This is a genomic window from Paracoccus liaowanqingii (genome assembly GCF_004683865.2).
GTDB classification, from domain to species: Bacteria; Pseudomonadota; Alphaproteobacteria; order Rhodobacterales; family Rhodobacteraceae; genus Paracoccus; species Paracoccus liaowanqingii.
The window spans coordinates 183,270-195,393 of record NZ_CP040761.1 but is presented as its reverse complement, the minus strand read 5'-3'; the positions used below and the strand labels follow the sequence as shown (position 1 = coordinate 195,393).

The 12,124-nt window shown below is 68.4% G+C and carries 10 protein-coding genes and 1 pseudogene; 10 read left to right on the top strand and 1 reads right to left on the bottom strand.

Annotated elements, in window-relative coordinates; translation table 11 throughout:
* Positions 1-13: 13 nt before the first annotated feature.
* The 10 genes and pseudogenes from araD to E4191_RS18455 all read left to right on the top strand — a co-directional run bounded on the left by araD (position 14) and on the right by E4191_RS18455 (position 11,494).
* Positions 14-1,750 carry an L-arabinonate dehydratase gene (gene araD, locus E4191_RS18500; RefSeq protein WP_139615901.1) on the top strand — a complete coding sequence of 579 codons (1,737 nt, stop codon included), beginning with the start codon at positions 14-16 and terminating at the stop codon, positions 1,748-1,750.
* Positions 1,750-2,661 (top strand): Gfo/Idh/MocA family protein, encoded by a 912-nt coding sequence (locus tag E4191_RS18495; protein WP_139615900.1) that lies wholly within the window; start codon positions 1,750-1,752, stop codon positions 2,659-2,661. Before araD ends, E4191_RS18495 begins: the two co-directional genes overlap by 1 nt.
* A gap of 10 nt (positions 2,662-2,671) precedes the next feature.
* Entirely contained in the window at positions 2,672-4,180 is a 1,509-nt protein-coding gene (locus E4191_RS18490) for an aldehyde dehydrogenase (NADP(+)) (RefSeq protein WP_139615899.1), read from the top strand.
* 43 nt (positions 4,181-4,223) lie between these two features.
* Positions 4,224-5,174 (top strand): galactofuranose ABC transporter, galactofuranose-binding protein YtfQ, encoded by a 951-nt coding sequence (gene ytfQ, locus E4191_RS18485; protein WP_139615898.1) that lies wholly within the window; start codon positions 4,224-4,226, stop codon positions 5,172-5,174.
* Positions 5,175-5,233: 59 nt separating this feature from the next.
* Positions 5,234-6,769: a sugar ABC transporter ATP-binding protein gene (locus E4191_RS18480; RefSeq protein ID WP_139615897.1), complete on the top strand. Its 1,536-nt coding sequence runs from the start codon at positions 5,234-5,236 to the stop codon at positions 6,767-6,769.
* Positions 6,766-7,797 (top strand): ABC transporter permease, encoded by a 1,032-nt coding sequence (locus E4191_RS18475; RefSeq protein WP_139615896.1) that lies wholly within the window; start codon positions 6,766-6,768, stop codon positions 7,795-7,797. Before E4191_RS18480 ends, E4191_RS18475 begins: the two co-directional genes overlap by 4 nt.
* Positions 7,794-8,740: pseudogene (yjfF, locus tag E4191_RS18470) on the top strand (galactofuranose ABC transporter, permease protein YjfF); the annotation flags it as partial. The gene E4191_RS18475 and the pseudogene yjfF, both read left to right, overlap by 4 nt.
* Positions 8,741-8,767: 27 nt before the next feature.
* A complete protein-coding gene (locus tag E4191_RS18465) occupies positions 8,768-9,748 on the top strand; it encodes an aldose epimerase family protein (protein WP_139615935.1) in 981 nt (326 codons plus the stop codon).
* A 395-nt stretch (positions 9,749-10,143) separates the two neighbouring features.
* Positions 10,144-11,091, top strand: coding sequence for a Fic family protein (locus E4191_RS18460; protein ID WP_139615895.1), 948 nt, complete (start codon positions 10,144-10,146; stop codon positions 11,089-11,091).
* 85 nt (positions 11,092-11,176) lie between these two features.
* Positions 11,177-11,494, top strand: a complete 318-nt coding sequence (locus tag E4191_RS18455; protein ID WP_139615894.1) for a hypothetical protein — start codon at positions 11,177-11,179, stop codon at positions 11,492-11,494.
* 274 nt (positions 11,495-11,768) lie between these two features.
* On the opposite strand, the gene E4191_RS23885 is transcribed toward E4191_RS18455, so the two are convergent.
* On the bottom strand, positions 11,769-11,942 hold the full coding sequence (locus tag E4191_RS23885; protein WP_176562803.1) for a hypothetical protein: 174 nt from the start codon (positions 11,940-11,942) through the stop codon (positions 11,769-11,771).
* Positions 11,943-12,124 lie beyond the last annotated feature (182 nt).

Here is a 12,124-nt window from a genome sequence, read left to right as displayed (position 1 = left end):
TCCCGGTCATGACATTCACCCCCGCCCCTGGCCCCGCCGCCTGCGCTCGCAGGAATGGTATGGCGGCACGTCCCGCGACGTCATCTATCACCGCGGCTGGATGAAGAATCAGGGCTATCCGCACGACCTGTTCGACGGGCGCCCGATCATCGGCATTCTGAACACCTGGTCGGACCTGACGCCCTGCAACGGCCATCTGCGCGAGCTGGCCGAAAAGGTGAAGGCCGGCGTGTGGGAGGCCGGGGGCTTTCCGGTCGAGGTGCCGGTCTTTTCGGCATCGGAAAACACCTTCCGCCCCTCGGCCATGATGTTCCGCAATCTGGCGGCGCTTGCGATCGAGGAGACGATCCGCGGCCAGCCGATGGACGGCGCCGTGCTGCTGGTCGGTTGCGACAAGACCACGCCCAGCCTGATCATGGCGGCGGCCAGCTGCGACATCCCGTCCATCGTCGTCACCGGCGGGCCGATGCTGAACGGCCATTTCCGGGGCGAGCGGGTGGGGTCGGGCACGCATCTGTGGAAATTCAGCGAGGCCGTGAAGGCCGGCGAGATGAGCCAGGACGATTTCCTCGAGGCCGAGGCGTCGATGTCGCGGTCGTCGGGCACCTGCAACACGATGGGCACGGCCAGCACCATGGCCTCGATGGCCGAGGCGCTTGGCATGGCGCTGTCGGGCAATGCCGCGATCCCGGCGGTGGACAGTCGCAGGCGGGTCATGGCGCAGATGTCGGGGCGGCGGATCGTGCAGATGGTCAAGGACGACCTGAAGCCCTCGGACATCATGACCCGCGACGCCTTCGAGAACGCCATCCGCGTCAATGGCGCCATCGGCGGGTCCACCAATGCGGTCGTGCATCTGCTGGCCATGGCCGGGCGCGTGGGCGTGGACATCACGCTGGACGATTGGGACCGCTGCGGGCGCGACGTGGCGACCATCGTGAACCTGATGCCCTCGGGGAAGTACCTGATGGAGGAGTTCTTCTATGCCGGCGGCCTGCCCGTGGTCATCAAGCGGCTGGCCGAGGCGGGGCAGCTGCACCGCGACGCCCTGACCGTCAGCGGCCAGACCATCTGGGACGAGGTGCGCGACGTGGTGAACTGGAACGAGGACGTGATCCGTCCCGCCCATGATCCGCTGACCGCGCAGGGTGGCATCGCGGTGCTGCGCGGCAACCTGGCGCCCAGTGGGGCAGTGCTGAAACCCTCGGCCGCCAGCCCGCATCTGCTGGTCCATCGCGGCCGGGCGGTCGTCTTCGAGGACATCGACGACTACAAGGCCAAGATCAACGACGAGGCGCTGGACATCGACGAGACCTGCGTGATGGTCCTGAAGAACTGCGGCCCCAAGGGCTATCCCGGCATGGCAGAGGTCGGCAACATGGGCCTGCCCCCCAAGGTGCTGCGGCGCGGGATCACCGACATGGTGCGCATCTCGGACGCGCGCATGTCGGGGACGGCCTATGGCACGGTCGTCCTGCACACCTCGCCCGAGGCGGCGGCCGGCGGCCCTCTGGCGGTCGTGCGGAACGGCGACATGATCGAGATGGACGTGCCGAACCGGCGCCTGCATCTGGACATCCCGGACAGCGAACTGGCCGCCCGGCTGGCCGCGTGGCGGCCACTGCCCGACCAGCCCACCAGCGGCTATGCCTTCCTGCACCAGCAACATGTGATGGGCGCCGATACCGGCGCCGACATGGACTTCCTGCGCGGCTGCCGGGGCAATGCGGTCGGAAAGGACAGCCACTGATGAGGATCGCCCTGGTCGGCATCGGCAAGATCGCGCTGGATCAGCACGTGCCCGCGCTGGCGGACAGCCCCGATTGGGATCTGGCCGCCACTGTGTCGCGCAACGGGTCGGTGCCGGGGGTGGACGCCTTCACCGACATCGCCGCGATGCTGAAGGCGCATCCCGATGTCGGCACCGTCAGCCTGTGCCTGCCCCCCGTGCCCCGCTTCGACGCCGCCGTGCAGGTGCTGCGCGCGGGCCGTCACCTGATGCTGGAAAAGCCCCCCGGCGCGACCCTGTCCGAGGTGCATGTGCTGGCCGATCTGGCCCGGGCGCAGGGGGTGACGATCTTTGCCAGCTGGCACAGCCGCATGGCGCACGGCGTCGCCGCCGCCAAGGCCTGGCTGGCCGGCAAGACCATCCATGAGGGCCGGATCATCTGGCGCGAGGACATCCGCAAGTGGCATCCGGGGCAGGACTGGATCCTGGCGGCGGGCGGCATGGGCGTCTTCGATCCCGGCATCAACGCCCTGTCCATCCTGACCGAGATCCTGCCCGCCCCCGTCCATCTGCGGACGGCCGAGCTGGACGTGCCCACCAACCGGCAGGCCCCCATCGCGGCGCGGCTGAACCTGTCGCAGGACATCACCGCCGATCTCGACTTCCGGCAGGAGGGTCCGCAGACCTGGGACATCGAGCTGCGGACCGATGCGGGCCATCTGGCCCTGCGCATGGGCGGCAACCTGCTGGAGGTCGACGGCACCCGCGTGGACGGGCAGGATAGCATCATGGGGGAATACCCTGCGCTGTACGCCCGCATGGCCGGGCTGGTGCGCGACGGCGCGTCGGATCTGGACTTGGCACCGATGGTGCTGGTTGCCGACGCATTCACCTTGGGGCAGCGGACGACCGTTGACCCCTTCGACTTCTGAAGGACAAGACATGACCCAAGACACCCACGGCAAGCATCTGATCGCGGGCGACTGGCTGGATGGCGCGGGGCTGTTCCGGTCCTCTCCGGCGACGGGCGAGGGGCGCGACTTCGCCTCGGGGACGGCAGACCTGGTCGACCGCGCCTGCAAAGCCGCCGAAGGCGCCTTCGCGGCCTATGCCGCCACCAGCCGCAACGACCGCGCGGCCTTCCTGGAGGCCATCGCCGACCAGATCGAGGCGCGGGCCGAGGCCATCACCGCCATCGGTACGCAGGAAACAGGCCTACCCGAGGCGCGGCTTCAGGGCGAGCGGGGCCGCACCACCGGCCAGCTGCGCCTGTTCGCCGAGCATATCCGGGCGGGCGACTATCTGGACCGCCGCCATGACGCGGCGCTGCCCGACCGCGCGCCCCTGCCGCGCCCCGACCTGCGCATGATCCAGCGGCCCATCGGCCCGGTCGCGGTCTTCGGCGCCTCGAACTTTCCGCTGGCCTTCTCGACCGCCGGGGGCGACACGGCCTCGGCGCTGGCGGCGGGCTGCCCGGTCGTGGTCAAGGGCCACACGGCCCATCCCGGCACCGGCCAGATCGTGGCCGAGGCCGTCGACGCCGCGATCCGCCAGACCGGCATGCCTTCGGGCGTCTTCAGCTTCATCCACGGCGACACGCACGAGGTGGGCCAGGCGCTGGTCACCCATCCGCTGATCAAGGCGGTGGGCTTCACCGGATCCCTGCGCGGGGGCCGGGCGCTCTATGATCTGTGCGCGGGACGGCCCGAGCCGATCCCCTTCTTCGGCGAGCTGGGCAGCATCAACCCCTGCTTCCTTCTGCCCGAGGCACTGGCCGCCCGGGCCGAGGCCATCGCCAAGGGCTGGGCGGGCAGCCTGGCCATGGGGGCGGGGCAGTTCTGCACCAATCCCGGGCTGGTGATCCTGCCCACAGCCCATGCCGACGCCTTTGCCACCGCCACGACGGCGGCCTTGGCCGAGGCGCCCGCGCAGGTCATGCTGGCCGACGGCATCGCCGAGGCCTATCGCTCTGGCGTGGCCCGCTTGGGCGACGGCGCGACGCCGGTCGCCATCGGCGACAACAGCGGGCGCCAGGCCCGGCCCGCGGTCTTCCGCACCACGGCGGCGCAGTTCCTGTCCGATGCCGCGCTTGGCCACGAGGTCTTCGGCCCCGCCGGCCTCATCGTCGCCACCGACAGCGACGAGCAGATGCTGGATCTGGCCCGCGCGCTGGAGGGGCAGCTGACCATCACCCTGCAGATGGACGAGGGCGACACCGCGCTGGCCACCCGGCTGATGCCGGTGCTGGAACGCAAGGCGGGGCGCATCCTGGCCAACGGCTGGCCCACCGGGGTCGAGGTCGCCGATGCGATGGTGCATGGCGGCCCCTATCCGGCTTCGACGAATTTCGGCGCGACCAGCGTGGGCACCCTGGCGATCCGCCGCTTCCTGCGGCCGGTCTCGTTCCAGAACATCCCCGACGCCCTGCTGCCGGAGGATCTGCGCGACTGACCGCAAGGCATCGCGTCCACATCAGACTTCTAGGGAGGATACCATGACCAAGACCTTGATGACGACCGTCGCGGCGCTGGCGCTGTGCGGAACCGCGGCCGCGGCCCAGACCGTGGGCTTTTCGCAGATCGGCTCGGAATCGGGCTGGCGGGCGGCAGAGACCACGCTGACCCGGCAGCAGGCCGAGGAACGCGGCTATCAGCTGCAGTTCTCGGACGCCCAGCAGCGCCAGGAAAACCAGATCGCCGCGATCCGGTCCTTCGTGGCGCAAGGGGTCGACGCCATCCTGCTGGCCCCCGTCGTGGCCACGGGCTGGGATTCGGTCCTGCAGGAGGCGCAGGAGGCCGAGATCCCCGTCGTGCTGCTGGACCGCCGGGTCGACAGCTCGGAGGATCTGTACCTGACCGCCGTCGGGTCCGATCTGGTCCACGAGGGCGAGGTCGCGGGCCAGTGGCTGGTCGATCAGGTGGCGGGCGAGGACTGCCGCATCGTCGAGTTGCAGGGCACCACCGGCTCCAGCCCCGCCATCGACCGCAAGGCGGGCTTCGAGGCCGCCATCGCAGATCACGAGAACCTGGAGATCGTGCGCAGCCAGACGGGCGATTTCACCCGCGCGCAGGGCAAGGAGGTGATGGAAAGCTTCCTGCAGGCCGAGAACGGCGGCGCCGACATCTGCGCGCTCTATGCCCATAACGACGACATGGCGGTCGGCGCGATCCAGGCCATCAAGGAGGCCGGTCTGGCCCCGGGCGAGGACATCCTGGTGGTGTCGATCGACGCGGTGCCCGACATCTTCCAGGCGATGGCCGCAGGAGAGGCCAATGCCACGGTGGAACTGACCCCCAACATGGCCGGTCCCGCCTTCGACGCGCTGGAGGCCTATTGGGCCGACGGCACCGAGCCCGAGAAGTTCATCCAGACGGAATCGCGGCTGTATACGCAGGCCGACGATCCGCAGGGCGAATACGACCGCCGCAAGGATCTGGGCTACTGATCCCCCGCGGGCGGGCCGCAGCCGTGGCCCGCCCGACCCTTGGACAAGGACTCACGACGATGCTGCTTTCGATCCGGTCCCTGACCAAGGTCTTTCCCGGCACGCTGGCGCTGGACGATGTCGATCTGGACATCGCGGCGGGCGAGGTCCACGCCCTTCTGGGCGAGAACGGCGCGGGCAAATCCACATTGATCAAGTGCCTGACCGGCGCCTATCGCCGCGACGCGGGCACCGTCACGCTGGACGGCGCGACCATCGATCCCCGCTCCACCCGCGAGGCGCAGGAGCTGGGCATCGGCACCGTCTATCAAGAGGTGAACCTGCTGCCCAACCTGACCGTGGCGCAGAACCTGATGTTCGGGCGCGAGGCCCGGCGCTTTGGCATGATCGACCCGCGCGCGACCCGGGTGCAGGCGCGCGAGACGCTGGCCCGCTACGGGCTGGATCTGGACGTGGACCGCGATCTGGGCAGCTTTTCAGTGGCCATCCAGCAGATCGTCGCCATCGCGCGGGCGGTCGAGATCTCGGGCAAGGTGCTGATCCTGGACGAGCCGACCGCCAGTCTGGACGCCGCCGAGGTGCGCATGGTCTTTGACGTGGTGCGGTCCTTGCGCGACCGGGGCATGGGCATCGTCTTCGTGTCGCATTTCCTCGATCAGGTCTTCGATCTGACCGACCGCGTGACCATCCTCAGGAACGGGCGCAAGATCATCACCACCCCCACCAAGGGCCTGGCCCGGATGACGCTGGTCGAACACATGCTGGGCCGCGCGCTGGACGAGGTGGCCCACGCCCCCGCCGCCCATGCCGCCGCGGCGCCCGAGCCGGTGCTGTATTTCAACGGCACCGGGCGGGCAGGGGCCATCGCGCCCTTCGATCTGTCCATCGGCGCGGGCGAGGTGGTGGGGCTGGCAGGCCTTCTGGGATCGGGACGGACCGAGACGGCCGAGCTGCTGTTCGGCATCCGGCCCCTGCAGACGGGCACCGCCCGCGACACCAAGGGCCCCTTGGACCTGCGCAACCCGCGCGCGGCCATCGGCGCGGGCTTCGGCTTTGCGCCCGAGGATCGCAAGACCGACGGCATCGTGGCCGACCTGTCGATCCGCGAGAACATCATCCTGGGCCTGCAGGCCCGGCGGGGCTGGGCACGGCCCATCCCGCGCGCCGAGCAGAACCGGCTGGCCGACGACTATATCAAGCGGCTGGACATCCGCACCTCGGGCCGGGAAAAGCCCATCGGAGAGCTGTCGGGCGGCAACCAGCAGAAGGCCGTGCTGGCCCGCTGGCTGGCGATGAACCCGCGCTTCCTGATCCTAGACGAGCCCACGCGCGGCATCGATGTCGGCGCCCATGCCGAGATCCTGCGCCTGATCGCCACCCTGACCAAGGGCGGCATGTCGGTCCTGGTCATCAGCAGCGAGATCGACGAGATGGTCGCCGTCGCCGACCGCGTCATCGTGCTGCGCGACCGCCGCCATGTGGCGGAGCTGACCGGCGAGCAGGTCTCGGGCGACGCGATCATGCGGGCCATCGCCCAGGGTGATGTGCCGCGTGACGCGCCGGGTCACACGCCGCCGGGCGGGGTGGCGGCATGACCGCGTCCCTGCAGCGCATCGCGCCCCAGCTGCTCGCGCTTGCAGCGCTGGTGGCGCTGGTCTCGGTCTTCTATCCGGCCTTCCTGTCGGTGCAGGTCACCGACGGGCGGCTGGTCGGGCCGGTGATCGACGTGCTGAAGCGCGGCGCGCCGGTGGCGCTGCTGGCCATCGGCATGACGCTGGTGATCGCCACGCGCGGGATCGACCTGTCGGTGGGCGCCATCGTGGCGATCTGCGGGGCGGCGGCGGCTTGGGCCATCACCGCGGGCTGGGGCACGGGGGCGGCGCTGGCGCTGGCGCTGGCCGCCGGGGCAGGGGCGGGGCTGTGGAACGGCATCCTGGTCGCGGGCTTCGGCATCCAGCCCTTCGTCGCCACGCTGATTCTGATGACCATGGGGCGCGGGGTGGCGCAGCTGATCACGGAAGGCCGCATCCTGACCTTCAACGATCCGGGCTTTTCCTGGCTGGGATCGGGCACCGCCTTGGGCCTGCCGGTGCCTGTGTGGCTGTGGCTGGTGGCCGGGATCGCGGTCGCGGCCTTGATGCGGCGCACCGCCCTGGGCCTGCTGATCGAATCCGTGGGCATCAACCGCCGCGCCTCGGGGCTGGCGGGGGTGAATGCCACGGTCCTCCTGGTCGCGGTCTATGTCGCCTCGGGCCTCTGCGCCGCCCTGGCGGGCATTGTCGAGACCGCCGACATCCGCGGGGCCGACGCCAACAACGCCGGCCTCTGGCTGGAGCTGGACGCCATCCTAGCGGTCGTCATCGGGGGCAATTCGCTGCTGGGGGGGCGGTTCTCGATCGCGGCCTCGATCCTGGGGGCGCTGATCATCCAGACGATCACCACGGGCATCCTGCTGGCGGGCTTTCCGTCGGAATACAACCTCGTCATCAAGGCCGGGCTGGTGCTGATCATCCTGGTGCTGCAATCGCCGCGCATCTCGGCGGAATGGCGGCTGATGCGCGACAGCCGCCGGGTTCAGCCCAAGCCGTCACAGCCCGAACCCGCCGCCGAGGACCGGACATGAACACCCGCGCCCTGCCGCTTTACGCGACCATCGTGATCTTCCTGCTGGCCTGCCTGCTGGCCTGGACGCAGTTTCCCAACATCATCTCGACACGGGTCTTCGGCAACCTGCTGACTGACAACGCCTATCTGGGCATCGTCGCGGTGGGCATGACGCTGGTGATCCTGTCGGGAGGGATCGATCTGTCGGTGGGATCGGTCATCGCCTTCTCGGGCGTGTTCATCGCGGTGATGCTGCGCGACACGGGGCTGCACCCGCTGCTGGTCTTTGCCGCACTGCTGGTCCTGACCAGCGCCTTCGGAGCGGGAATGGGCTTCATGATCGACCGGCTGGCCATGCCCGCCTTCATCGTCACGCTGGCAGGGATGTTCCTGGCGCGGGGGGCGGCCTACATGCTGTCGATCCCCTCGGTGCCCATCACCCATCCCTTCTACCAGACGCTGCAGGGCGCCTATGTGCTGATGCCGGGCCGGGGGCGGCTGACACTGATCGGCGTCCTGATGGTGGTGGTGGTCCTTCTGGGCATGATCCTGGGCGCCATCGCACCCGCTTTGGCACATCTGTTTACGCCTTGGGCGGGGGCGAGCAGACCGCCCGGCTGATGGGCGTGCGGCAGGGGCGCACGACGGTGCTGGTCTATGCCTTCTCGGGGCTGATGGCCGGGCTGTCGGGGATCGTCTTCTCGGTCTATACCGGCTCGGGCTATTCCCTGGCGGCGGTGGGGACCGAGCTGACCGCCATCGCGGCGGTCGTGATCGGCGGCACGCTGCTGAGCGGCGGCGCGGGCTATGTCTTCGGAACGCTGGTGGGGGTGCTGACCATGGGGCTGATCCAGACCTATCTGGTCTTCGACGGGTCGCTGTCCAGCTGGTGGACCAAGATCGTCATCGGCCTGCTGCTCTTGGCCTTCATCCTGCTGCAGAAGGGCCTGCTGCGCCTGTCGCGCACCCGGGCTGGCGGGGGGCGGGGCATGAGCATCGCATCGGCCGGCACCCTGCCCGACGGGCGCGAGGTTCAGCGCATCACCCTGCGGGACGGGCGGCTGACCGCCCATGTCCTGACCTTGGGCGCCATCGTGCAGGATCTGCGGCTGGACGGCGTGGATCACCCGCTGGTGCTGGGCTGCCCTGACATCGCCGACTACCTGGACCGGGGCAAGTATTTCGGCGCCATCGTCGGGCGCTGCGCTAACCGCATCGCGGGCGGCCGCTTCCGGCTGGACGGGCAGGATCATCAGGTCGACCTGAACTTCCGCGGCCGCCACTGCCTGCATGGCGGGTCGCAGGGCACCGACCTGCTGCTGTGGCAGGTGGTCGAGCTGACGCCCGGCTCGGTGATCCTGCGGCTGATGATGGAGGACGGGCATATGGGCTTTCCGGGGCGGATGCGGATCACGGCGCGGATCACGCTGCGGGACGACACGCTGCGCTTCGACCTGACGGCCTCGGCGGATCGGGCGACGCCCTGCAACATGACCCATCACGGCTATTTCGCGCTGGACGGGCAGGGGGGCGTGGCGGGCCAGACCTTGCGGATCGATGCCGACCACTACCTGCCCGTGGACGACGACCTGATCCCCACCGGCGCCATCGTCCCGGTCGAGGGCACTGCCTTCGACTTTCGCACGCCCCGGCCCCTGCAGCCCGGCAGCTATGACCACAACCTGTGCCTGTCGGACGGCCCGCAGCCCCTGCGCGAGGTCGCGCAGGTGACCGGGCGCGAGGGCCTATCGATGCGCATCCTGACCACCGCCTGCGGGCTGCAGATCTATGACGGCGTCCATCTGCAGGACGTGCCGGGGCTGGACGGACAGCTCTATGGCCGCCATGCGGGCCTTGCGCTGGAGGCGCAGTTCTGGCCAGATGCCGTGAACCGCTCCGACTTCCCCGACACGGTCCTGCGCCCCGGGGCGACCTGGTCGCAGACCATCGCCTATCGCTTCGCGAACTAAGGCGCCGTCCCGAAGCCCGTTCCTGAATAACCTTAGCGCAGCTGACGGAACTTAGATCATGAGTTTGGGACTGGGCAGGGAGGCTAATTGAAGGTCATTCCGCCGATTTAGACGATAAACGGCATAATCGGGGGTGTCTCTGCAATTAAGAATAACGTTAGTAAACGACCGTTTGTAGACGTGAGCAAGTGTGCCGGCATCGTTCTTATGCCGTGCGTCACTAGCGAATGAAGGCCGCTTGCGGGGTATTTGAAGCGCACGTAGCCAAGCAGGAAGATCCTGCAACCGACCCTCAAAAAATACATCGGTGCTCTTCATAAAAGTGCTAAGATGATGGCTGAGGTTATCTAGACACTGGGTTTATACCGAAAAAATAGGCTTCGCCCATCGATCAGATGCCGTTTTTAGCTGATCCCCAGCCCTGGCTTGCCGCACAGGCGGCGCAGGCCTCTGCACTGGCAGATGCAGCCCGCGATCTCGGGCGGCTGGAGGCCACGTTGCTGGCGCTGCCCGCAGCGGAGGCCGGAGGGGCCCGCGAACGCCTGGTCTACATCGAGGTCGAGGCGATGCTGCGGGCGCAGGGGCTGATGCTGGGTCGGGACGAGATCGGCCGCGAGTTGATGGAGGCCCGCGCGGCATCCGACCCGGAGGCGTTGCGTCTGGCGCGGTGGGCGGTCCGCCGGCTGGAAGGGCAGGGGGCCTTGGCGAACCTGCCGGCCTTTCTGGGACTACATCGCCGCGCCGCATCCGATGAGCCATCGGCGACCAGCATGGACCTGCGCCTCCAGGGCAGGGAATTCGATGGCGCGGCAGCCGAATTCCTGGCGGCCGTAGATGCCTTCACGGCGTTACACCCGCTGGCGCGCGGCCCTGCGGTTCTGGCGCTGTGGCGCATGGCCGAGCTGTCGCCGCCGGGGCAGGTGGCCGAGCCGGCTGTCTGGTCAGCGCGCCACATGGCGGCAGGGGCCGAGGGGCTGCGCTTCGTCCCCTTCGGCCGGCATGGGCGGCGGGTCTGGACCGGCTATGGTCCGCCCGCGGATCGGCTCGCTACGCATCTCGCCGCGCTGCGCGCTGGTGCGCAGGAGGCGCGGGCCCTGATCCTGCGCATCGGTGCCTGGTCCGAGCAGGCCCGGGCCGCCACTGCCGGCATCAAGGGCGACAACGCCGCCCGGGTCATCGCCGTGCTGGCAGCACGCCCCTTTATCTCGGCAATGGAGATGGAAACGCGCGCTGGCATCAGCCGCCCTACGGCCGAGCGCATGCTGAAGCGCCTGAACGATCTCGGTCTGACCCACGAAGTGACCGGAAATCGCAGGTTCAGGCTGTGGACCACCGAAATATGATCGTATCATGCCTTTGCGCTGCAGCACCTCGACTGCAGCCTGGGTGCAGATCCCGCCACGGGATGGCAAAACACCGGAGGGCCAGATGACACGCAAGCCGGACGCGAAGACGCCCCCGGATCAGAAGCCACCTGTCCTGAAAAGCGACAGTCGTCAGACCAGCTGGCGCCGAGCCAATCTTTCCAAGTACCGCGCCCATCTCGCTGTGCAACGCGCGCTCATGTCCGGCCAGCTCCAGAAGCAGCCCTGCGAGGTTTGCGAGGTGCGTGTCGTCGACGCCCACCACGACCGCTACGACCAGCCTCTCGATGTCCGCTGGCTGTGTCGGACCCATCATGTCAAACTGCACTTCTACGGCGAGGACATGTTTCCGATTGGCGGCATGTCTTCAAAGCAAGACTGACGGCAGGGAGGTCTCGTCATGGTCACGGGAAAAGTCCCGGCGACAGCGTTGTTTGGACAGGCAAGCGGTAGGTCTGGAACGCAGACCAAGGTGACCGTGGCCGCCTCGGTCTTCGAATATCCTGAAACCCGTTTCCGTGCCTCGGCCGCAGGGTCCCACACGGGCTTTTCAAGCAGGGGTAGAAGGTTTCACCATCCTGCAAGAGTGCCATTTCCTCGTTGCGCTGGCACATCCTGAGCTGCCCCTTCCATGCAACGTTGCGAGCTACCTGAGGCTACGCCTCCAGCCGGGTAAGGAGCTTCGAGCAGACGCGGGCCTGCATCCGGCAGCTCCAGGCGCCCTCGATCAGCGTGCGCCGGGCAAGACCGCTGCCTTTCGCCGCACCGGCGGGCAGCGCTACCTCCAACTCCATGATCCGGTCGGCCGCAAAGGCCAGCATCTCGCGCACCAGATCCGTGTCGGTTAGCTTCCCGATCAGATCATCCCGCCGCTACCGTGGCCGATTTTTGCACCGCCGTTCTCACGCACTCCGCTCATCTTTCTCCTCTTTGAACGCGCTTACGGCGGGAGCCGAAAGTTGATGAAATCTGTGTGCTTGAGTTTGTCGCACGCATCTCCCGAACCGGACTT